Origin of the sequence: Burkholderia ambifaria AMMD (assembly GCF_000203915.1) — a bacterium.
Lineage (GTDB): Bacteria > Pseudomonadota > Gammaproteobacteria > Burkholderiales > Burkholderiaceae > Burkholderia > Burkholderia ambifaria.
The window spans coordinates 3245654-3266259 of record NC_008390.1 but is presented as its reverse complement, the minus strand read 5'-3'; the positions used below and the strand labels follow the sequence as shown (position 1 = coordinate 3266259).

Here is a 20606-nt window from a genome sequence, read left to right as displayed (position 1 = left end):
GTCACACCCATCGGACCGCCGGCCGCGCCGCGCGTTCGCGCTGCATCGCGCGCATTCGTCCGGGTGTCGCGCGCGTCGCGTGTCAGGCGTCGCGCGCGTCCGGACTATAGCCGAGTTCGTAAGACAGTTTCTGCGCGCACGCGCGCAGCGCGGTGTCCATCTCGCCGCCCCACGCGATGTCGAACGTGCCTTCCTGACCGAGCGCGACGATCGCGAGCGCCAGTTCGCCGACCGCATCGAACACCGGCATGCAGAACGCGTGGATCGTCGGCAGCAGCATCCCTTCGACGCGCGCGGCCTGATGCGCGCGCACGTCGGCGAGCACCGCGTCGACTTCCTCGAGCGTGCGCGGGCCGCCGTGATGCGGCGAGCGGCGCGTATCGGCGAGTTCGCGTTCGAGCATCGCCGCGGTCTTGCTGCGCGGCAGGTACGCGGCGAACAGCAGGCCCGTCGCGGAGCCGAGCAGCGGCATCACGTCGCCGAGCTTCAGCGACGCCTTCGCGGGGTGGCTCGACTCCATCCAGTGCACGATCGTCGGGCCCTGATTGCCCCACACCGCGATGCCGACCGTCTGGTCGACGCGGTCGCGCAACTCGGTCAGCGCGATGCGCGCGAGCTTCACGCCGTCCACGCGCGCGAGCCGCGCGAGGCCCATCTGCAGCGCGAAGCCGCCGAGTTCGTAGCGGCCCGACACGGGATCCTGCGACACGACACCGAGCCGCGAGAAGCTCACCAGGTAGCGGTGCGCCTTCGCAGGGCTCATGCCCGCGCGCTGCGCGAGATCGCGCAGCATCATCGCGCGCGGCTCGCTCGTCAGCACCTCGAGCAGGCGAAAGCCGACCTCGATCGACTGGATGCCGGAGCGGACCTTCTCGCCGCCTTCGCCATGCTCGCCGGAGCCGGTGTCGTCGGTGTCGGAATCAGCGAGATCGTCGTCGGGAAGCGGGTTGGCGGGCATGGGCAACGGGGGCGCGGCGAAGCGGCAAGGGTCGGGACGAAAGCGGCACGCACGATCGTGGCGCGCCGCGCGGATTCACCATCGTAAAATAGATTCCCTCCATCGTCACTACAACGGCAGACACCCCATGAAACTTGCATCGCTGAAGGACGGCACGCGCGACGGCCAGCTGATCGTCGTGTCGCGCGACCTGCACACCGCGGCGATCGCCGATGCGATCGCACCGACGCTGCAGCGCGTCCTCGACGACTGGGCGTTCTACGCGCCGCAACTGCGCGACCTGTCCGACGCGCTGAACCACGGCCGCGCACGCAACGCGTTCGCGTTCGATCCGGCGAACTGCATGGCGCCGCTGCCGCGCGCGTTCCAGTGGGCCGACGGCTCCGCGTACGTGAATCACGTCGAGCTCGTGCGCCGCGCGCGCGGCGCCGAGATGCCGCCGGAGTTCTGGACCGATCCGCTGATGTACCAGGGCGGCAGCGACGACTTCCTCGGCGCGCGCGACGACATCGTGTGCGCGTCCGAGGAGTGGGGCATCGATTTCGAGGCCGAAGTCGCGGTGATCACCGGCGACGTGCCGATGAGCGCATCGCCCGACGACGCGCTGAAGGCCGTGCGGCTCGTCACGCTGGTGAACGACGTGTCGTTGCGCAACCTGATTCCGGCCGAGCTCGCGAAAGGCTTCGGCTTCTTCCAGAGCAAGCCGGCCACCGCGTTCGCACCGGTCGCGGTGACGCTCGACGAGCTCGGCGACGAATGGCGCGAAGGCCGCGTGCATCGGCCGATGATCGTCCACTGGAACGGCAGGAAGGTCGGCCAGCCCGACGCGGGCACCGACATGGTGTTCCACTTCGGCCAGTTGATCGCGCATGCGGCGAAGACGCGCAACCTGCGTGCCGGCTCGATCGTCGGCTCGGGCACCGTGTCGAACAAGGACGCGAAGCGCGGCTATTGCTGCATCGCCGAGAAGCGCTGCCTCGAGACGATCGAGCACGGCGCGCCGCAGACCGAATTCATGCGCTATGGCGACACCGTGCGCATCGAGATGTTCGACGCGGCCGGCAAGTCGATCTTCGGCGCGATCGAGCAGTCGGTCGCACCGCCCGACGGCGCGGCCTGACGCACGCGCGAAGCCCGGCTCCCGGCCCGCGCGCCGGGTTTCGCCCGATGTTTGCCCGCGCGGGCTTGGCTACACTCGATTCAGGCGTTTCAAACGCCTCAAGCACCGGGAGCTGCGCATGGCCGATCTTGCCGCATACGGCGGTTACGAAGCATTGAAGGTGACGCGCCGCGAGCATGGCGTGCTCGATATCGTGATGAGCGGCGAGGGCGCGAATCGCAGCGGCCTCGCGACCGCGAACGAACGCATGCATCGCGAACTCGCCGACATCTGGCGCGACGTCGACCGCGATCCCGACACGCGCGTCGCGGTGATCCGCGGCGAGGGCAAGGGCTTTTCGGCGGGCGGCGATCTCGCGCTCGTCGACGCGATGGCGAACGACTTCGACGTGCGCGCCCGCGTGTGGCGCGAAGCGCGCGACCTCGTCTACAACGTGATCAACTGCAGCAAGCCGATCGTCTCCGCGATGCATGGCCCGGCCGTCGGCGCGGGGCTCGTCGCCGGGCTGCTCGCCGACATCTCGATCGCCGCGAAGGATGCGCGCATCATCGACGGTCATACGCGGCTCGGCGTCGCGGCCGGCGATCATGCGGCGATCGTGTGGCCGCTGCTGTGTGGGATGGCGAAGGCGAAGTACTACCTGCTGCTGTGCGAGCCGGTGAGCGGCGAGGAAGCCGAGCGGATCGGCCTCGTGTCGCTCGCGGTCGAGTCGGCCGACCTGCTGCCGAAGGCGTACGAAGTCGCGGAGCGGCTCGCGCACGGGTCGCAGTCGGCGATCCGCTGGACCAAGTACGCGCTGAACAACTGGCTGCGCAGCGCCGGGCCGACGTTCGATACGTCGCTCGCGCTCGAATTCATGGGCTTCTCGGGGCCCGACGTGCAGGAAGGCATCCGCTCGCTGCGCGAGCGGCGCCCGCCCGACTTCCCCGGCGACGCACCGTTCTGACGCGCGCTATCATCGAACCAGGGCGGCCGCGCGACCCGCGCCGGCCGCTTCGCTCACCCAGTCAACCAGGATGCCCGTAATGACGAACGAAGCCTCCGGCTCCAATCCTTTCGCCGGCTTTGCCGGTTTCAAGCCTGCCGACATGCTCGACCGGATGTGGGACATGATGCGGATGTCGCCGTTCGGCGGGATGGCGTCGTTTCCGGGCGCCGCCTCGGGGTTGCCGCCGTCGCTGTCGAGCATGTCCGACATGATGGCGCCGCTCACGAGCGTCGAGGAGCTCGACAAGCGGATCACCGATCTGCGCGCGGTCGAGCAATGGCTCAAGCTCAATCTCGGGATGCTGCAGTCCGCGATCCAGGCGCTCGAGGTGCAGCGCGCGACGCTCGCGACGCTGCGTGCGTTCGGCGCATTCGCGCAGAGCTCGATGTCGGCGGCCGAGGAAGCCGCGATCGCCGCCGCGCAAGCGGCGTCCGCGCCGCGCGCCGATGCGCAGCAAGCGCCGGGTGCTGGCGCTGCCGACGCGCCGCCGGCCGGCGACGCCGCGCAGCAGGCGTTCGACCCGGCCGGCTGGTGGAACCTGCTGCAGGCGCAGTTCAACCAGCTCGCGAGCCTTGCGATGACGCAGCCGGGCGTGCAGGGCGATCAGCCGGACGATGCGTCGCCCGCGCAGCCCGCGCCGACGACGCCGGCAGAACCGCCCGCACCGGCCGCTGCCGCCGCGCCGCGCAAGCCGGCCGCGAAGCGCGCGAAGCCGTCCGGTTCGGCCGCGGCGCGCGCGGCGGCCGCTTCGTCGCCCGAAACTCGTCCGCCGAAGCGCTCGACCTGACGCGAACCGGATGGCAGGTCGATCATGCGGCTCGCGCTCGTTCTGATGGGGGGCGGCGCTCGCGCCGCCTACCAGGTCGGCGTGCTGAAGGCGCTGGCCGAGATCGCGCGCGAGGCCGATCCGCAGCGGCATACGGTGCCGTTTTCGGTCGTATGCGGCTCGTCGGCCGGCGCGATCAATGCAACGTCGATCGCGAGCCACGCGGACGATTTTTCGCACGGCGTGCGGCGCCTGCTCGAATTCTGGGAGCCGCTGCGCGCGGACTACGTGTATCGCACCGACTGGCTCGGCATCGCGGCGGCCGGTGCACGCTGGCTCGCGGCGATGAGTTTCGGCTGGGCGGCACGCCGTTCGCCGCGCGGGCTGCTCGACAACGCGCCGCTCGCGCACCTGCTCCAGCGCGAGCTGAGTTTCCACCGGATCGAGCAGATGCTCGAGAGCCGGCTGCTGCATGCGCTGTCGATCACGGCGCTCAGCTATTCGAGCGGGCGGCACCTGACCTTCTACCAGGCCGCCGAGCCGATCCAGGCATGGCGGCGCGCGCAGCGCACCGCGCGGCTCGTCGACCTGTCGGCGTCGCACCTGCTCGCGTCGTCGGCCATTCCGTTCGTGTTCCCGGCCGTGCCGCTCGTGCTCGACGGACAGGTCGAATACTTCGGCGACGGGTCGATCCGGCAGGTCGCGCCGCTGTCGCCGGCGATCCATTTCGGCGCGAACCGGATCGTCGTGATCGGCGCGGCCGATCCGCGGCCCGAGATTCCCGCCGCGAACGGTTCGGGACGGGTGCGCGGCTATCCGACGCTCGCGCAGATCGGCCAGCAGGTGCTCGCGAGCGTGTTTCTCGACTCGATCGGCGCGGACATCGAGCGCATCGAGCACATCAACCGGATGATCGAGCACCTGCCGCAGCAGGTGGAAGTGGACAGCGGCTGGCGGCATGTGGACGTGCTCGCGATCGCGCCGTCCGAGCGCATCGAGCTGATCGCCGCGAAGCACCTGAAGCAGATGCCGGCGACGATGCGCGGGCTGCTCGGCGCGATCGGCGGCAGCCAGCCGGCCGGCGCGTCGTTCGCGAGCTACCTGCTGTTCGAGGAGGCGTTCACGCGCGAGCTGATCGAGCTCGGCTACCGCGACGGGCGCGCGCAGCGCGACACGCTGGCGGAGTGGATCGCGGGGGCCGATGGCTGCAGCGCACCGCCCACCGGCATGCCGCCGGATGGCGGTATCGCGACGGGTGAAATACGGGTCTGATGCGAATCTGGCTGCCGGAAACGGCGCGGAAGCAAATGCGCCTTACAGATCGGTTGCGTTTTCGCGACGCCCGCCCGCGACCGATCGCCGCACCGCCGTGGGCGGCGCACGACCGGCCCGGCGTCTCGGAACCGTCATGGGTGCGTGCTATCATGGCCGCCGCCGTATACACCATATCGAGCAGCCTGCCGTCCGGCAGCCGTACGGGGAACCCGTCCGGCAGCCGTACGGGGAACCCGTCCGGGAGCCGTGTGACGCCGGGGCCGGCTCGTCAACGAGCCGGCTTGCGCCGGCCCCCACATGAGGCACGCGCGGCCGGTTCCGTTCGAGCGGAGCGGGGCTGCGGCGTGCGTCGAGGCGGCGGCGCGGCCGCCTGGCAGCCGGATGCGGAATCTGCGTCCGGCGGCTGGATTCCCGCGTAAAATTAGAGTCTTGGCTGCGAAAAGCGCGCTCGCGCGCGTACGCGGCAACAGTCACGTTTAGAGAAGTCGCATTGCGCAGAACAGGGGTGGGACCATCATGAACACCATGCTTTATCCGGAACTTTACAGGTCGCTCGAAGCTGTCCGCTGGGACATGGAGAAGGACATTCCGTGGGACAAGTTCGACGCTTCGCTGCTCACCGACGAGCAGGCGAAGACGATCAAGATGAACGCGATCACCGAATGGTCGGCGCTGCCCGCAACGGAAATGTTCCTGCGCGACAACCAGCACGACAGCGACTTTTCGGCGTTCATGAGCGTGTGGTTCTTCGAGGAGCAGAAGCATTCGCTCGTGCTGATGGAATACCTGCGCCGCTTCCGTCCGGAAATGGTGCCGACCGAGGAAGAGCTGCACGCGGTGCGCTTCCAGTTCGATCCGGCGCCGCCGCTCGAGACGCTGATGCTGCACTTCTGCGGCGAGATCCGCCTGAACCACTGGTATCGCTGCGCGGCCGACTGGCACACCGAGCCGGTCATCAAGCACATCTACGAAACGATCTCGCGCGATGAAGCGCGCCATGGCGGCGCTTACCTGCGCTACATGAAGAAGGCGCTGAACAACTGCGGCGACGTCGCGCGCGCGGCATTCGCGAAGATCGGCGTGCTGATGGCGTCGGCGCGCCGCACCGAGAAGCCGCTGCACCCGACCAACCTGCACGTGAACCAGGCGCTGTTCCCGCGCGACACCGTGCAGTCGCGCCTGCCCGATCCGGAATGGCTCGAGCGCTGGCTCGACGAGCAGATCCGCTTCGACGGCGAGTGGGAAAAGAAGGTCGTCGACCGGATCCTGCACAACCTGTCGATCCTGTTCGAGCGCACGTTCGCGACCGCGCAGGAGCTGAACCGCTATCGCAAGGAAGTCACCGGCCGCCTGCAGTCCGAAAGCGGCCCGTCGTCGGCCGCCCAACCGGCCTGAGGCCGCGCGGCGGCGCAGCCGCCGTGACGCTCCGCCGGTTGCGATCGTCGCAGTGAATTCCTGCATGAAGCCCGCCCGGCCCGCCGGCGGGCTTTTCATTATCTGGCGCCGCCGCGTCCTGTCGCGACGTGCACCGCGCGCCGCTCACGCCATCCGAACTCCATCATGTCCGCTACCTTCGAACGCAAGCTGATCACCCGCGACGCCCTGGTTGCCCTGCGCGCTTCGCTGCCTTCGCCCGTCGTGTTCACGAACGGCGTGTTCGACATCCTGCACCGTGGCCACGTCACGTATCTCGCCGATGCGAAGGCGCTCGGCGCGTGCCTGATCGTCGGCGTGAACAGCGATGGGTCGGTGCGCATGCTGGGCAAGGGCGACGACCGTCCGATCAACCGCGAGGACGACCGGATGGCGCTGCTCGCGGCGCTGGAGAGCGTCGACTGGGTCGTGAAGTTCGAGGAAAAGACGCCGGTGTCGCTGATCGAGGCCGTCCGTCCGGACATTCTCGTGAAGGGCGGCGACTACGACATGGACGCGCTGCCGGAATCGGCCATCGTGCGCGGCTGGGGCGGCCGTGCGCTCGCGATTCCGTTCGCGCATGACCGCTCGACCACCGCGCTGCTGAAGAAGGTGCGCGCGCAGCAGTCCTGATGCGTACGCCGCGCCGTCAGGGCGCGGATGCCGCGAGCGGCGCCTCCGTGAGAGCCGGCGCGGCGATCGGAGCGCCGATCACGGGCTGATCGGTCGCCTGCGCGAGCGGCATCGCATGCACTGCATCGGGCCGCACCTGCCGGGACAGCACGCCCGGTTCGCGCGCGCCGGCCGCCGGCGGCGGCCCGAACACGCCGCGCACCGCCACGAACGCGAGCAGGTTCGCGAGAAAGAGAACAGCGATCAGCCAGCGCAGCATCGTCGACACTCCTCGTCGTGGTTCAGTCGTTCAGTCGTTCAACCGTTCAGTCGGGCCTGCTGCATGGCAAAGGTTGCCGTTGCAGCCGGCCATCGTTCGCGACGGCCGGGCCGCGTGGGCGGCCGGCTGCCTGCATGGGCGCACACACCGCGCCCGTTCTTCCATCCTTCCCGTGACGAAGCAACGCAGCCGGGCATCCGTCGACGCGGTCGGCGCGATGCCGGCCGGTTTCCGTCAATCCTGCGCCGCCCCTTCCGCGGCGATCAACGCAAGGCCCGACAGGATCAGCGCGTCGTGCCGCGTATGCGGCAGCGTCAGCGCGCGCGCGACGTCGTCCGCCGCGCCGCCTGCCAGCACCAGCCGCACGGGCGCCTGCCACGCATCGGCGAGATCGCGCCATGCGCGTTCGATCAGCCCGGCCTGCGCGTACAGGCAACCCGCCGACAGCGAGCGCGGCGTATCGACCTGGAACGGCTCGGCCTGCGCGCCGGCGAGCAGCCCGCTCGCGATGTCGGTGGTCAGCGTCGGCAACTGCGCGGTGTGCGTGCCGAGCGCGCGCATCATCAGCGCCCAGCCCGGCGCGATCAGCCCGCCGGTGAAGCGACCGTCCGCGCGCAGCGCTTCGAGCGTCGTCGCCGTGCCGAATGTCGCGATCAACAGATGCTCGCCCGGAAACGCCGCACGTGCGCCGATCAAGCCGGCCCAGCGATCGCTGCCGAGCTGGTCGGGCGTCGTGTAGCCGTTCGTCACGCCGCATTGCGCGGGTTGCGAGCGGATCGTCGTGCGCGGCAGGCCCGGCCAGCATGCGTCGAGCAGCGCGTCGAGCCGTGCGGCCACGTCGGCGCCCGCGACGTTCGAGATCCATGCGCCATGGGGACGCGGCAGGGCCGACCAGTCGGGATCGGCGCCGCCGTCGCGCGTATGGCCGAACGCGCCCGTGTCGACGAGCGTGCGCCGCGCATCGGCGAGCGCCCACTTGATCCGGCTGTTGCCGGCGTCGATCAGCAGATGCGGGTCGTTCATTGCGCTTCGCGCAGCGATACGTCGCCGGCCGCGATCGCCAGCACGCCGTCGGGCGTGTCGAGCAGCAACTGGCCGGTCGCGTCGATGCCCGTCGCGACGCCGCGCGCGCGTTCGACGCCCCGTTCGAGCAGCACGACTTCGCGTCCGGCGTACGCGTGCAGCGCGTGCCAGCGCGGCAGGAACGGCGCGAGCCCGTCGGTGCCGAACTGCGCGAGGGCGGGCGTGAGCGCGTTCAATGCGGCGGCGAGCGTATCGGTGAGGTTGGCCGATGCGCACGCGGCCGACAGCGCGGCCGGCGGCAGCCCGCTCGCGAGCGTCGCTTCGCGCGCGCGCAGCGCTTCGACCTGCGCGGCGACGGCTTCCGCGCCGCGCACGTTGATGCCGAAGCCGATCACGACGGCGGTCGCGTCGGCGGTGCTCCACACGGTTTCGATCAGGATCCCCGCGAGCTTGCCGACGATGTGCGACGTACCGTCGTCGGTGGCCGTCAGCAGCAGGTCGTTCGGCCATTTGAGGGCGACACGCGAGCGGGCGTCGAGCGGCAGCGCGGCGAGCCCTTCCGCGAGCGCGACGCCGATCGCGATGCTCAGGCCGGCGAGCGCGTCGACGGGGCGCGGCACGATGCAGCCGACCGAGCACAGCAGCGCGTTGCCGGGTTGCGCGAACCACGGGCGGCCTTGCCGACCGCGGCCGGCCGTCTGCTCGAACGCGACGCGCACCAGCGGCGCGGGCAGCGCGCTCGCGGTGCGCGGCAGCGCCTTCAGGCGCGTCGCGACGTCGGCGTTGGTCGAGCCGGTGGCGGCGACGATGTCGAGCGGCCACGCGCGCGGCGCGGCATCCAGGTGCGCCTCGAGCCGGTTGCGCGCGATGCGCGCGTCACCGGTATCGGGCGTGTCGGAGGAGGTGGGGGCGTTCATGGCGCATATTGTAGCGACAGGGGGGCGGTGCGTGCCGGGCGGCGGTTTGGCCGCGGCGTTCGACGGTGCCGCGTTTGCCGCGCCGCGCGCAGCGGTCCGTCCCCCCGTATCAGACGTGGCATCCCTGGTTCGATCGCGGGATGTCACGTGCGTCGGTCCGCGGCGGACTGGCGGCCCGCCGCGCATTGCCGCACCGTCACGGCGCCACAACCGGATGCTTCAACGCGTGCGCGGTCTCGATCCACTGCGCGTGGAACTCATCCGCATCGGGCTTGAGCCCAAGCTCACCGTTGCGATACGCCATCGCGAGCGTCTGCACGGCTTCCGGCAGCTCGTGTTCCGCCGCACGCCGATACAGCGCAAGCGCCCGCGCCTCGTCGCGCGGCACGCCGCTGCCGTCGCGGTACGCGTTTGCGAGCATGAAATCCGCGGCGGGGATGTCGGCGCGCGACGCGAGCTCGAACCAGTGCGCGGCCTGCACGGGGTCGGCCGCGGTGCCGTAGCCGCTGCGATAGATCAGCCCGAGGTAGTACGCGGCGGCCGGGTCGCCCTGGCCGGCCGCTTCGCCGAGCAGCGCGCGGGCGCGCGCGTAGTCCTTCGGGATGTCGCCGCTGCCGAGCAGCAGCGCCTTGCCGAGTGCGAGCTGCGCGCGTCGCGCGGCGGATGAGTCGGCCTTGCCGTCCGCGGCAGTTTCCAGCCATCCGCGCCCCTCGTCGCGCAGCCCCGGCTCGCGCGCATCGACGAGCGCGATCCCGAGCGCCGCCTGCGCATCGCCCGAACCGCGCCGTGCGAGGGTGCGCAACTGCGCGAGCGCATGCGGCTCGACGGCCTGCGCGACCATCGCCTGCCATTCGTCGAGCTGAGCGGCGCTCGGCGCGGGGCCGGCGGCCCGCCAGCCGGTCGTCGCGACGACGGCCGCGACGGTCACGGCCGCCGCCGCGAGCAACGCGGCCGGCGGGAGTTTCGCGCGCAGCAGGCGCCGCGCGGCGGCGGTGAAGCCGGCCTCGGCCGGCCGCATCGTCCGGATCGGTTGCATCGCGGGTCTCATGGTCATTGCGTGAGGTCGATCTCGTAGATGGCGAGGTTCTTGCCCGAGCCGTCGTCGGCCGCGACCTGCGTGAGGCCGCTCAGGCCGGCTGCCGCCGCGTCGCCGAGCCGATTCGGCGCCGACGTGAACCGCACGTGCGCGACCGAGCTCGCGAGCTTCGTGAAGCGCCAGCTGCGCTGCGCGCCGTCCGCCGCGCGCGTGATCGCGCCGCGCTTCTTGATGAACGAGATCAGCACGTCGCGGTTCGCGTCGGGCGACGCGAAGATCGTCTTGCTGCCGTCGAGGCCCGGGAAGTTGCCGCCGCCGCTCGCGCGGTAGTTGTTGGTCGCGACGATGAACTGCGCGTTCGGGTCGATCGGCGCGCCCTGGTACGTCAGGTTCCTGATCCGGCTGCCGACCGGCTGCGTGACGTCGATCTCGTACGCGAGATCGGCGGACGTGAACATGTCGAAGTTGTAGCCGGGGAAGCTGCTGACGAGCGGCTGCACGGTCGCCTTGCTCGGGTCGATCGTGTTGAAGCGCTTTGCGGCCGTCTCGAGCCAGTTCTTCACGTCGCTGCCGCTCACCTTCACCGCGTACACGGTGTTCGGGTACAGATACAGGTCGGCCGCGTTGTTGATCGCGAGCGCGCCCGGCGCGACGTCGGTGTAGTCGCTGCCCCCGCCGAAACCGCTCTTGAACGGCGCGCTCACCGACAGCACCGGCAGCGACGCGTATTGCGGCAGGTTCGCCTGCACGTAGGTCCGCACGTAGTCGGCCTGCGCCTCGTTGACGATCTGGATCGCGCCCGGATCGCCGACGTCCGCGAAGTACGAGTTCATCCGGTAGTCGGTCGAGCCGATCGGCGTCTTCACGTAGTCGATCGTCGCCTGGTGCTCGGCGGCGATCGCGGCGGAGACGGATGGGTCGGCGGCGACGTAGCTCTTGTCCGCGTTCTGGATCGGCCGCGCCTCGACGGTCGTCAGCGACTTGTCGACGCTCCACGCGTGGCCGTCGAACTTCAGGCCGAGCTTGATCACGCCGAGATGCTTGCCCCAGAAGTTGGCCATCACCGTCGGCACGCCGTTGACGGCGCCCTTCGCCTTGTCGACGCCCGGCAGGTTGAACTGCGGCACGGTGCTGTTCGCGTCCGGGAACACCTGGTGCGAGTGGCCGATCAGCATCGCGTCGATGCCGGGCACCTTCGACAGCCACCAGCTGCCGTTTTCCATCGTCGGCGAATAGGCCGAGTTGTCGAGGCCGCCGTGCGAGATCGCGACGACGAGATCGGCGCCTTTCGCGCGCATCTCCGGAATGTACTTCTCCGCCGCTTCCTTCAGACCGGTCGTATAGACCTTGCCGTCGAGCCAGCGCTTGTCCCAGTTCATGATCGCGGGCGGCGTGAAGCCGATGATGCCGACCTTCACCGGCGCGCTGACGGTCTTGCCGTCGGGCGTGACGGCCGTCACCGTGCGGGTCAGGATCGTGTACGGCGTGAACAGCGGCGCGTTGGTCTTCGCGCTGATCACGTTCGAGAGCACCTGCGGGAAGTTCGGGCCCGCGCACTTCTTCTGCTGCGCGGGGGCCGGCAGCCCGTCGACGTCGAACGTGTTGCCGGTCACCTGCGACAGGTACGGCAGCCCGTAGTTGAACTCGTGGTTGCCGATCCCGCCGCCGTCGAACTTCGCGGCGTTCATCACCTTGTAGATCGCGAGCGTCTGGTCGCAGCCGATCGGCTTGACGAGCGCCTGGTAATCCGACAGCGCGGTGCCCTGGATCGTGTCGCCGTTGTCGAGCAGCAGCGTGTTCGGGTACTGCGCACGCGCCTGCGCGATCAGCGTCGACACGCGCTCGAAGCCGAGCGAGTTGTCCGCGGCGAGCTTGAAATAGTCATATGACAGCACGTTGGTGTGCAGGTCGGTCGTTTCGAGCAGCGCGAGCGTGGCGGTCGTCCCGGCCGGCGCCTGGGCCTGCGACGGCGGAGCGGTGACGTCGTCGCCGCCACAGCCGGCGAGGGCGAAGGCGAGGCTGGCGAGCGCGGCGGTGGAGCCCGCGCGGCGGCGGGAAAGCGGGGGGAGACGCATCGGTTGTCCTGTTCGGTGTTCTGTTCTATGAGTCGCGACGATGAAGCGCGAAGTGCGCAACGAAATGACGGCGCGGGCGCCGACGGCCTGATGTGCGCGCGTGAGAGTATCGAAAGGAAACATGACGGAGGAATGAAAGGTCGCCAGCGAGGCAAGCCGATCCAGGCCACCCACGTCCAGGCAGGCGCCTCGGGCCGGGCGCCGCGACGGAAATCCTCACGTCGCTGCGCCGGGCGGTTCGCTACAATGGCCGCTGTCATCCTTTTGCAAACAATCCGCCCTTGGACTTCGAGACTCCTCCCGGCCTGTCGGTCGACGCCGGCGGCCAGGGCCAGACGGTGCGCCTGTACGGCCAATGGACCGCGCTCGCGCTCGCGCGCAACCGTGGCGCGGTCGCGCGCCGCGTCGCGGGCATCGCGTCCGGGCGCGTGAGCGAATGGGATCTGTCCGGCATCGAACGGCTCGACCACGTCGGCGGCCAGGCGCTGTGGCGCGTGTGGGGCCGCAAGCTGCCGGACGGCGTCGCGCTGAGCCCCACGCAGCGCACGATCTTCGAGCGCATCGAGCGGCTCGACAGCCAGCGCGAGGCGCCCGAGCGCGTCGTGCACTTCGGCCCTATCACGCGCCTGGGCTTCATGCTGTTCGCGTTCGCCGAGCACCTGCAGGGCGGCATCGCGATGTTCGGCCTCGTGATCCTCGACGCGCTGTCGGTGCTGCGCCGTCCGAAGACGATGCCGTGGAAGGAAACCTCGGCGAACATCTACAGCGCCGGCGCGCAGGCGCTGCCGATCACCGCGCTGGTCGCGTTCCTGATCGGCATCGTGCTCAGCTACCTGTCCGCGCAGCAGCTGCAGACATTCGGCGCGAACCGCTACATCGTGAACATCCTCGGGCTGTCGGTGATCCGCGAGCTCGGCCCGGTGCTGTCGGCGATCCTCGTCGCGGGCCGCTCGGGCTCGGCGATCACCGCGCAGATCGGCGTGATGCGTGTGACCGAGGAGCTCGATGCGATGCGCGTGATGGGCATCCCGCACGGGCTGCGGCTGATCCTGCCGCGCGTGCTCGCGCTTGGCGTCGCGATGCCGCTGCTCGTGATGTGGACCAACATCATCGCGCTGACCGGCGGCGCGCTCGCCGCGAAATTCGTGCTCGGCATCGACATCAACTATTTCGTGCGCTCGCTGCCGGGCGTCGTGCCGATCGCGAACCTGTACATCGGCGTCGGCAAGGGCGTCGTGTTCGGCATGCTGATCGCGCTGGTCGCGTGCCATTTCGGTTTCCGGATCAAGGCGAACTCGCAAAGCCTCGGTGAAGGCACGACCACGTCGGTCGTCTCGTCGATCACGGTCGTGATCCTCGCCGACGCGGTGTTCGCGATCATGTTCCAGAACGTGGGGCTCGGATGAACGCGTCGAACGACCCGGCGGCCGGTGCCGCCAGCGCCCATACGGCGGCAGCCGGAACACCGCCGGCCGCCGCGCCCGGTGACGACTTCGTGATCGAGGTGCGCAACCTGACGAAGCGCTACGGGCGCAACATCATTCACCAGAAGCTCGATTTCGACGTGCGGCGCGGCGAGATCGTGGCGATCGTCGGCGGATCGGGGTCGGGCAAGACGACGCTCGTGCGGCAGATCCTCGGCCTCGAGCGGCCGACGTCCGGCACGATCAAGGTGTTCGGCGAGGACACCTCGAAGATCGACGACGCGAGCGCACGGATGATGCGCACGCGCTCGGGGATGCTGTTCCAGCAGGGTGCGCTGTTCTCGTCGATGACGGTGTTCGACAACGTCGCGCAGCCGCTGCGCGAGCTCGGCCGCGTGCCGCCCGACCTGCTGCACGACATCGTGATGCTGAAGCTCGAGATGGTCGGGCTGCCGTGCAAGCACGCGTCGAAGATGCCGGCCGCGCTGTCGGGCGGGATGGTGAAGCGGGTCGGCATCGCGCGCGCGATCGCGCTGGAGCCCGAACTGCTGTTCCTCGACGAGCCGACCGCCGGCCTCGACCCGCAGGCATCCGACGAATTCGTCGAGCTGATCGCGACGCTGCACCGCACGCTCGGGCTGACGGTCGTGATGGTGACGCACGACCTCGACACGATGGTCGCGCTGTCGACGCGCGTCGCGGTGCTCGCCGATCGCAAGGTGCTGGTCGCCGCGCCGGTCGAGGAGGCCGCGAACGTCGACCATCCGTTCATCCACGAATATTTCCTGGGGCTGCGCGGGCGCCGCGCACTGCAGGCGCTGCCGCCCGAGCGGCGCGCGAAGCTGCCGAAGGCCGCCCTCGAACCGGCGCTCTCGAGCGTCGAGCTGTAACGGCAAGGACAAGGAATCTCCTGATGGAAAACAAATCACATGCGTTCTGGGCCGGCCTGTTCACGATCGCGCTGACGCTGGCGATCGCGGGCACCGTGTTCTGGTTCAACGTCGACCGCACCGTGCGCGTGCCGTACGACCTGCTCGCGCGCACCAACGTGACGGGCCTGTTCCCCGATGCGGCCGTGCGCTTTCGCGGGCTCGACGTCGGCAAGGTGCAGTCGATCGGCTTCGATCGCACGCATCCGGGCCAGATCCGGATCCGGATTCTCGTCGACCGCGATGCGCCGATCACGCAGTCGACCTACGGCAGCCTCGGCTTCCAGGGCGTGACGGGCATCGCGTTCGTGCAGCTCGAGGACACCGGCCGCGATCTGGCGCCGCTGCCGTCGTCGCCGAAGTCGATCGCGCAGATTCCGATGCGGCCGAGCCTGTTCGACCAGATCCAGGAGCGCGGCGACGTGCTGTTGCGGCAGCTCGAGCAGGCGGCGGAAAGCGCGAATGCGCTGATGTCGCCGGAGATGCGCGAGCAGTTGCGCGCGACGGCCGAAAGCCTGCAGCACGCGGCGGACGGCGCGGCGACGCTGTCGAAGCAGCTCGCGCCGGCGGTGGCCGCGCTGCCGCAGACGATGCACCAGGTCGATCGCGCGATGGCATCCGCGAACACGCTGCTGCAGCCGAACGGGCCGCTCGTGTCGAACCTGAACAAGGCCGGCTCGGCCGCGGAGCAGGTCGGCGTCGCGCTGAACGACCTGAACGCGCGGGTCCAGTACGACACGCTGCCGCGTTTCAACACGCTGGCGGACAGCGTCGGCGATGCGTCGCGGCAATTGAAGGACGTCGCCGGTGAACTCGGCCGCAACCCGAGCAGTCTGTTGTTCGGTTCGCCAGGCGCCGCGCCCGGGCCCGGCGAAGCAGGCTTCGTCTGGCCGGGCTCGGGTGCGGCCGGCAAATGACGGGCAGCGCCAGCCCATCGACCGCCCGGCCCGGAGCGAGGCCGGGCACTGACGCCATCGAAACCGGAAACATCATGCAGGAACATGCCATGCCACGAATCCTTGATCGCGCGCTGCGTCCGGCCGCGACCACCCTCGCGATACTGATGCTCGCATTCGCCGCCGGCTGCGCCGGCAATGGCACCGCGCTGTCGAACGTCCGCTACGACCTCGGGCCGGCCGCGTCGGTCGTGACGGCCGGCACGGGCCCCGCGCTGAAGGTGCTCGACGTCGCCGCGCCCGACGCGCTCGACACCGACAAGTTCGTCTACCGCCTCACGTATGCGGATGCGCAGCGCACGGCCGTCTATCGCGACAGCCGCTGGACCGCACCGCCCGCGCAACTGCTCACGCAGCGGCTGCGCGGCGCGCTGTCGTCGCGCGGCGCGGTGCTCGAAGGCTCCGACGGCGTGCGCGCGCCGACGCTGAAGGTCGACCTGAACGAATTCGAGCAGGTGTTCGACGGGGAGTCGCAGAGTCACGGCGCGGTCACCGCGCGCGCGACGCTGATGCAGGACGGCAAGGTGCTCGGCCAGCGCACGTTCGTCGCGCGCGCGCCGTCGAGCACGCCCGATGCGGCCGGCGGCGCGCGTGCGCTCGCGGCCGCGAGCGACGAGCTCGTGTCGCAGATCGCCGCGTGGGTCGGCGTGCAGGCGTACGCGGGCAACCCGTGACGCGCAGCGTGCAGCCGCGATGAGCGCGCCGGTCACGCCGCGCGCGTCGTCGCTCGCGCGACAGGCGTTCGCCGCGTATGCGGCGCTCATCGTCTATGCGTCGCTGTATCCGTTCGACGGCTGGCTGTCGCTCGGCATCGGGCCGTTCGACTACCTGTTCGCGCCGATGCAGCGTTATGTGACCGCGTTCGACGTGGTGACCAACGTGCTCGGCTATTTGCCGTTCGGCGCACTCGGCGTGCTCGCGCTGCATCCGCGCTGGCGCGGCGTGGCCGCGACGCTGATCGTGGGTGGCCTCGGCGTGCTGCTGTCGGGGGCGATGGAGGCGCTGCAGACCTATCTGCCGATGCGCGTCGCGTCGAATCTCGACCTCGCGGCCAACGCGCTCGGCGCGCTGTTCGGCGCCGCGCTCGCGGCCCCGGCCACCGGCGCGCTGCTCGACCGCGGCGCGCTGCGCCGGCTGCGCTTCGCATGGTTCGAGAACGACGGCGCGACGCCGCTGCTGCTCGCCGCGCTGTGGCCATTCGCGATCCTGTTTCCGTCGCCGTTCCTGTTCGGCATCGGCGACTGGCCGGCCGCGCTGTGGGAGCGCGCCGACGGCTCGATGCAGGACGCGCTGCTCGCGTGGCTGCCGGCCGCATGGCGCGTGAGCGAGTGGCCCGAGCGCGTCGACGGCTGGCTGTCCGACTCCGCGTGGGAAGCCGTGCTCGGCGGGTTGATGCTGTTCGCCGCGTTGGCGATCGCATCGCTCGCGATGCGCGCCGGCGCGCCGCGCGTGCGACTCCTGATCGCGTTCGTCGCGGCCGCGCTCGCGCTGAAGGCGGGCGCCACCTTCATGCAGTCGAGCACCGGCCTCGTCGTCGTGTGGGCGACGCCGGGCGCGCGGCTCGGTATCGAGCTCGGCTTCGCGGCGGCGCTGGTCGCGTTGCGCGTGCCGGCCACGTGGCGCGCGCTGCTCGCGGCCGCCGCGCTGCTGGCCTGCGTGGCGCTCGTCAACCTGCTGCCCGTCAACCCGTTCTTCGACTTCACGCTGTCGGGCTGGCGGCAGGGCCGCTACGTGCACTTCAACAGCATCGCGCGCTGGCTCGCGTGGATCTGGCCCTACGCGGCGCTGATCTGGCTCGGCCAGCGGGTCGAGCACGCGTGGCTGCCGGGCGCGCTGCGGCGCTGATGCGCTGAGTCGGCACGCGGGGCAGGGCGGCCACGGCCCGCTCGCCGGCAGCGCCGCGCGCCGCTCGTTATAATCGTCCGCACATCCGTTGCCGCGCGCGACGGCAATCGCCCCTCTTTCCGCCCGGCACCGCGCCGGGCCGCTCGTCACCATCATGGATTCCTACTACCAGCACCACGTCTTTTTCTGCCTGAATCAGCGCGACCCGGGCGCCGAGCGTCCGAGCTGCGCGCAATGCAATGCGCAGGCCATGCAGGAATACGCGAAAAAGCGCGTGAAGGAACTCGGCCTCGCGGGGCCGGGCAAGGTCCGCATCAACAAGGCCGGCTGCCTCGACCGCTGCGAGGAAGGGCCCGTGATGGTCGTGTATCCGGAAGGCACGTGGTACACGTACGTCGACCAGGCCGACATCGACGAGATCGTCGAATCGCACCTGCGCGACGGCAAGGTCGTCGATCGCCTGAAGATCTGAGCGGGCCGGCCGAATGAACGTTCATACGCAGAAGTCGCTGATCGCCGGCCCGGCCGGGCAGATCGAAATCGCGGTCGACCTGCCGGATGCCGTGCGCGACGGCAGCGCCGCGCCGCGCGGGATCGCGCTCGTCGCGCACCCGCATCCGCTGTTCGGCGGCACGATGGACAACAAGGTCGCGCAAACGCTCGCGCGCACGCTGGTCCAGCTCAACTACGTGGTGTACCGGTCCAACTTCCGCGGTGTCGGCGCGACCGAGGGCGTGCATGACAACGGCATCGGCGAGGCCGACGACCTGCTCGCGGTGCTCGCGCACATGCGCGCGCAGCCGGCGCAGGCGGAGCTGCCGCTCGTGCTCGCGGGCTTCTCGTTCGGCACCTTCGTGCTGTCGCATGTCGCGAAGCGGCTGCGCGACGCGGGCGAGACGATCGAGCGGATCGTGTTCGTCGGTACGGCCGCGAGCCGCTGGCAGGTCGCCGACGTGCCCGAGAACACGCTCGTGATCCACGGCGAAACCGACGACACGGTGCCGATCGGATCGGTCTACGACTGGGCGCGGCCGCAGGAGCTGCCGGTCGTCGTGATCCCCGGCGCCGAGCATTTCTTCCATCGCAAGCTGCACGTGCTGAAGCGCATCATCGTCGACGCGTGGCGTTGAAGCGTTGATACGTTGAAGCATCGATGCGTGTAGCGCGGCGCGCATCGGCGTTGCCGCGCCACCACGATGCCGCCGCTCGCGCGGCATCGCGTCGCACCGTATTGCACCGTGTCGAACCCGGTCGCACATGCCCGCCGCCGCCGCGCGGCGCCCCCGTCCCGCACCGCACCCGAGCACGCGTTTCGCGCGGCTTCGGGCGCGATTATCCGCAGCGAAGCCGCGCTATCCTCCCGAATCCCGCGTGCGGCCACCCGCACGGTTCGCGAAAACGTCGTTCGCGGCCACGTATAATGGCCGCATTTCGCGTCGCCCGCGGCCCGGCCGGGCCCATGCGGCGCTCGTTTCGCCGCCTGTCAGCCCGCTCGCGACGGCCGCGAACCGAACGCGTCCGCACGAGTCCAACCGGCGCGTTTCGCGCCGTCCGACGCAGTCGGACGAATGCCCGGAACGCCCGCCGCCTTGCCGTTCAACCCTGCGCGTTTCGCGCCGCACTTTCTGCCACCAGCCTGAATCGATCATGCGTCTGTCTCCCCAAGGCCTCAAGTCCCTCGCTTCTTCCATCGCCTTCGGCACCGCCGCGCGCAACGTCGCGCTGGGCGTGATGCTGCCCGTCGCGCTCGCATCGACGATCGTCGTCGCCGAGGCGAAGCCGGCCGCCAAGGCCAAGGCCGCGCACGCGGCGCCGGCCGCCGAGCAGTTCACCGGCGCGCCCGCGACCTTCATGCCGGGCGCGGTGCCGCCGCCGGGCGTGAACGCGCGCTCGTGGGTGCTCGTCGATGCGACGAGCAACACGGTGCTCGCATCGGGCAACGCCGACGAACGCGTCGAGCCCGCATCGCTCACGAAGCTGATGACGGCCTACCTGGTGTTCGAGGCGCTCGACAAGAAGAAGATCTCGATGGAGCAGATCATCACGCCGAGCGAGGCAGTGCGCCGCGTCGGCCTCGACGAGTCGCGCATGTTCATCGAGGCGAACAAGCCGGTGTCGGTGCACGACCTCGTGTACGGGATGATCATCCAGTCGGGCAACGACGCCGCGATCGCGCTGGCCGAACTGGTCGGCGGCAGCGAAGGGCAGTTCGTCACGCTGATGAACGCCGAGGCGCAGCGCCTCGGCATGAAGGGCACGCACTTCGCCGACGTGAACGGCATGCCCGATCCGAACCACTACACGACGGCCGGCGACCTCGCGAAGCTGTCCGCGCACCTGATCCGCGATTTTCCGCAGTACTACGGCATCTTCTCGGAGAAGGAATTCAAGTACAACAACATCCGCCAGGGCAACCGCAACCGGCTGCTGTGGCTGGATCCGACGGTCGACGGCCTGAAGACGGGCCACACGCAAGCGGCCGGCTACTGCCTGATCGCATCGGCCAAGCGCGCGATCCCGGGTGTCGACGGCCAGCGCCGTCTCGTGTCGGTGATGATGGGCGAGCCGAAGGAAGGCGAGCGCACGCAGGACAGCATGAAGATGCTGAACTACGGCTATAGCGCGTTCGACGCGGTGCGCCTGTTCAAGGGTGGCCAGGCGATGTCGACGCCGCGCGTCTACAAGGGCAAGGAGAGCACCGTGCAGGTCGGCGTGAAGAGCGACCAGTGGGTGACCGTGCCGCGCGGCCTGGGCGACAAGGTGAAGCCGGAAGTCGACGTCAACGCGCCGCTGATCGCGCCGCTCGCGGAAGGCCAGCAGGTCGGTACCGTGAAGCTCGTCGCCGACGGCAAGACGCTGTCGGAGTTCCCGGTCGTCGCGCTGCAGCCGGTGCCGGAAGCGGGTATCTTCGGGCGTATCTGGGACTCGATCCTGCTGATGTTCAGCAAGAAGAAGTAGGCGCGACGGGCCTTTGTTTTCACGACTTCAT

Annotated in this window: 20 protein-coding genes; 14 read left to right on the top strand and 6 right to left on the bottom strand. The window is 69.9% G+C overall.

Features of this window, described 5'->3' with window-relative positions; translation table 11 throughout:
* Window positions 1-82 precede the first annotated feature (82 nt).
* Window positions 83-958 (bottom strand): IclR family transcriptional regulator, encoded by an 876-nt coding sequence (locus BAMB_RS14970; RefSeq protein WP_011658051.1) that lies wholly within the window; start codon window positions 956-958, stop codon window positions 83-85.
* A 127-nt stretch (window positions 959-1085) separates the two neighbouring features.
* Here BAMB_RS14970 and BAMB_RS14965 point away from each other — a divergent pair, with 127 nt between their 5' ends.
* The 6 genes from BAMB_RS14965 to rfaE2 all read left to right on the top strand — a co-directional run bounded on the left by BAMB_RS14965 (window position 1086) and on the right by rfaE2 (window position 7153).
* A complete protein-coding gene (locus BAMB_RS14965) occupies window positions 1086-2078 on the top strand; it encodes a fumarylacetoacetate hydrolase family protein (protein WP_011658050.1) in 993 nt (330 codons plus the stop codon).
* Between the two features lie 118 nt (window positions 2079-2196).
* Complete coding sequence (locus tag BAMB_RS14960; protein ID WP_011658049.1) at window positions 2197-3024, top strand: enoyl-CoA hydratase/isomerase family protein; 828 nt, start codon at window positions 2197-2199, stop codon at window positions 3022-3024.
* Window positions 3025-3103: 79 nt separating this feature from the next.
* Window positions 3104-3853 carry a PhaM family polyhydroxyalkanoate granule multifunctional regulatory protein gene (locus BAMB_RS14955; protein WP_011658048.1) on the top strand — a complete coding sequence of 250 codons (750 nt, stop codon included), beginning with the start codon at window positions 3104-3106 and terminating at the stop codon, window positions 3851-3853.
* A 24-nt stretch (window positions 3854-3877) separates the two neighbouring features.
* The gene (locus BAMB_RS14950; RefSeq protein WP_011658047.1) at window positions 3878-5104 is read left to right on the top strand and encodes a patatin-like phospholipase family protein; all 1227 of its coding nucleotides are present in this window, start codon (window positions 3878-3880) and stop codon (window positions 5102-5104) included.
* A 519-nt stretch (window positions 5105-5623) separates the two neighbouring features.
* Window positions 5624-6502, top strand: coding sequence for a ferritin family protein (locus BAMB_RS14945; RefSeq protein ID WP_006755359.1), 879 nt, complete (start codon window positions 5624-5626; stop codon window positions 6500-6502).
* A 165-nt stretch (window positions 6503-6667) separates the two neighbouring features.
* On the top strand, window positions 6668-7153 hold the full coding sequence (gene rfaE2 / locus BAMB_RS14940; RefSeq protein WP_011658046.1) for a D-glycero-beta-D-manno-heptose 1-phosphate adenylyltransferase: 486 nt from the start codon (window positions 6668-6670) through the stop codon (window positions 7151-7153).
* A gap of 16 nt (window positions 7154-7169) precedes the next feature.
* On the opposite strand, the gene BAMB_RS14935 is transcribed toward rfaE2, so the two are convergent.
* From BAMB_RS14935 to BAMB_RS14915, 5 genes are all read right to left on the bottom strand, one after another.
* A complete protein-coding gene (locus tag BAMB_RS14935) occupies window positions 7170-7412 on the bottom strand; it encodes a hypothetical protein (protein ID WP_011658045.1) in 243 nt (80 codons plus the stop codon).
* Between the two features lie 234 nt (window positions 7413-7646).
* A complete protein-coding gene (locus BAMB_RS14930; RefSeq protein ID WP_011658044.1) occupies window positions 7647-8435 on the bottom strand; it encodes a type III pantothenate kinase in 789 nt (262 codons plus the stop codon).
* Window positions 8432-9352 carry a biotin--[acetyl-CoA-carboxylase] ligase gene (locus BAMB_RS14925; protein ID WP_011658043.1) on the bottom strand — a complete coding sequence of 307 codons (921 nt, stop codon included), beginning with the start codon at window positions 9350-9352 and terminating at the stop codon, window positions 8432-8434. The genes BAMB_RS14930 and BAMB_RS14925 overlap by 4 nt, the downstream gene beginning before the upstream one ends.
* Before the next feature lie 196 nt (window positions 9353-9548).
* Window positions 9549-10388, bottom strand: a complete 840-nt coding sequence (locus BAMB_RS14920; RefSeq protein ID WP_041491283.1) for a tetratricopeptide repeat protein — start codon at window positions 10386-10388, stop codon at window positions 9549-9551.
* A gap of 14 nt (window positions 10389-10402) precedes the next feature.
* Window positions 10403-12463 carry a bifunctional 2',3'-cyclic-nucleotide 2'-phosphodiesterase/3'-nucleotidase gene (locus tag BAMB_RS14915; RefSeq protein ID WP_011658041.1) on the bottom strand — a complete coding sequence of 687 codons (2061 nt, stop codon included), beginning with the start codon at window positions 12461-12463 and terminating at the stop codon, window positions 10403-10405.
* Window positions 12464-12744: 281 nt separating this feature from the next.
* On the opposite strand from BAMB_RS14915, the gene BAMB_RS14910 reads away from it, so the two are divergent.
* From BAMB_RS14910 to BAMB_RS14875, 8 genes are all read left to right on the top strand, one after another.
* Window positions 12745-13869 (top strand): MlaE family ABC transporter permease, encoded by a 1125-nt coding sequence (locus BAMB_RS14910; RefSeq protein ID WP_011658040.1) that lies wholly within the window; start codon window positions 12745-12747, stop codon window positions 13867-13869.
* On the top strand, window positions 13866-14777 hold the full coding sequence (locus BAMB_RS14905; RefSeq protein ID WP_011658039.1) for an ABC transporter ATP-binding protein: 912 nt from the start codon (window positions 13866-13868) through the stop codon (window positions 14775-14777). Before BAMB_RS14910 ends, BAMB_RS14905 begins: the two co-directional genes overlap by 4 nt.
* 23 nt (window positions 14778-14800) lie before the next feature.
* Window positions 14801-15733 carry an MlaD family protein gene (locus tag BAMB_RS14900; RefSeq protein ID WP_011658038.1) on the top strand — a complete coding sequence of 311 codons (933 nt, stop codon included), beginning with the start codon at window positions 14801-14803 and terminating at the stop codon, window positions 15731-15733.
* 74 nt (window positions 15734-15807) lie between these two features.
* A complete protein-coding gene (locus BAMB_RS14895) occupies window positions 15808-16446 on the top strand; it encodes an ABC-type transport auxiliary lipoprotein family protein (protein WP_408580310.1) in 639 nt (212 codons plus the stop codon).
* Between the two features lie 19 nt (window positions 16447-16465).
* Window positions 16466-17617, top strand: coding sequence for a VanZ family protein (locus tag BAMB_RS14890; RefSeq protein ID WP_011658036.1), 1152 nt, complete (start codon window positions 16466-16468; stop codon window positions 17615-17617).
* Between the two features lie 154 nt (window positions 17618-17771).
* The gene (locus tag BAMB_RS14885) at window positions 17772-18089 is read left to right on the top strand and encodes a (2Fe-2S) ferredoxin domain-containing protein (RefSeq protein ID WP_011658035.1); all 318 of its coding nucleotides are present in this window, start codon (window positions 17772-17774) and stop codon (window positions 18087-18089) included.
* 13 nt (window positions 18090-18102) lie between these two features.
* On the top strand, window positions 18103-18747 hold the full coding sequence (locus BAMB_RS14880; RefSeq protein WP_011658034.1) for an alpha/beta hydrolase: 645 nt from the start codon (window positions 18103-18105) through the stop codon (window positions 18745-18747).
* Between the two features lie 517 nt (window positions 18748-19264).
* Window positions 19265-20575: a D-alanyl-D-alanine carboxypeptidase family protein gene (locus BAMB_RS14875; protein ID WP_011658033.1), complete on the top strand. Its 1311-nt coding sequence runs from the start codon at window positions 19265-19267 to the stop codon at window positions 20573-20575.
* Window positions 20576-20606 lie beyond the last annotated feature (31 nt).

Coding starts and splice junctions, on each gene's coding strand:
- BAMB_RS14970 (WP_011658051.1), bottom strand. CDS start 958: ATGCCCGCCAACCCGCTTCCCGACGACGATCTCGCTGATTCCGACACC.
- BAMB_RS14965 (WP_011658050.1), top strand. CDS start 1,086: ATGAAACTTGCATCGCTGAAGGACGGCACGCGCGACGGCCAGCTGATC.
- BAMB_RS14960 (WP_011658049.1), top strand. CDS start 2,197: ATGGCCGATCTTGCCGCATACGGCGGTTACGAAGCATTGAAGGTGACG.
- BAMB_RS14955 (WP_011658048.1), top strand. CDS start 3,104: ATGACGAACGAAGCCTCCGGCTCCAATCCTTTCGCCGGCTTTGCCGGT.
- BAMB_RS14950 (WP_011658047.1), top strand. CDS start 3,878: ATGCGGCTCGCGCTCGTTCTGATGGGGGGCGGCGCTCGCGCCGCCTAC.
- BAMB_RS14945 (WP_006755359.1), top strand. CDS start 5,624: ATGAACACCATGCTTTATCCGGAACTTTACAGGTCGCTCGAAGCTGTC.
- rfaE2 (WP_011658046.1), top strand. CDS start 6,668: ATGTCCGCTACCTTCGAACGCAAGCTGATCACCCGCGACGCCCTGGTT.
- BAMB_RS14935 (WP_011658045.1), bottom strand. CDS start 7,412: ATGCTGCGCTGGCTGATCGCTGTTCTCTTTCTCGCGAACCTGCTCGCG.
- BAMB_RS14930 (WP_011658044.1), bottom strand. CDS start 8,435: ATGAACGACCCGCATCTGCTGATCGACGCCGGCAACAGCCGGATCAAG.
- BAMB_RS14925 (WP_011658043.1), bottom strand. CDS start 9,352: ATGAACGCCCCCACCTCCTCCGACACGCCCGATACCGGTGACGCGCGC.
- BAMB_RS14920 (WP_041491283.1), bottom strand. CDS start 10,388: ATGCAACCGATCCGGACGATGCGGCCGGCCGAGGCCGGCTTCACCGCC.
- BAMB_RS14915 (WP_011658041.1), bottom strand. CDS start 12,463: ATGCGTCTCCCCCCGCTTTCCCGCCGCCGCGCGGGCTCCACCGCCGCG.
- BAMB_RS14905 (WP_011658039.1), top strand. CDS start 13,866: ATGAACGCGTCGAACGACCCGGCGGCCGGTGCCGCCAGCGCCCATACG.
- BAMB_RS14900 (WP_011658038.1), top strand. CDS start 14,801: ATGGAAAACAAATCACATGCGTTCTGGGCCGGCCTGTTCACGATCGCG.
- BAMB_RS14895 (WP_408580310.1), top strand. CDS start 15,808: ATGCAGGAACATGCCATGCCACGAATCCTTGATCGCGCGCTGCGTCCG.
- BAMB_RS14890 (WP_011658036.1), top strand. CDS start 16,466: ATGAGCGCGCCGGTCACGCCGCGCGCGTCGTCGCTCGCGCGACAGGCG.
- BAMB_RS14885 (WP_011658035.1), top strand. CDS start 17,772: ATGGATTCCTACTACCAGCACCACGTCTTTTTCTGCCTGAATCAGCGC.
- BAMB_RS14880 (WP_011658034.1), top strand. CDS start 18,103: ATGAACGTTCATACGCAGAAGTCGCTGATCGCCGGCCCGGCCGGGCAG.
- BAMB_RS14875 (WP_011658033.1), top strand. CDS start 19,265: ATGCGTCTGTCTCCCCAAGGCCTCAAGTCCCTCGCTTCTTCCATCGCC.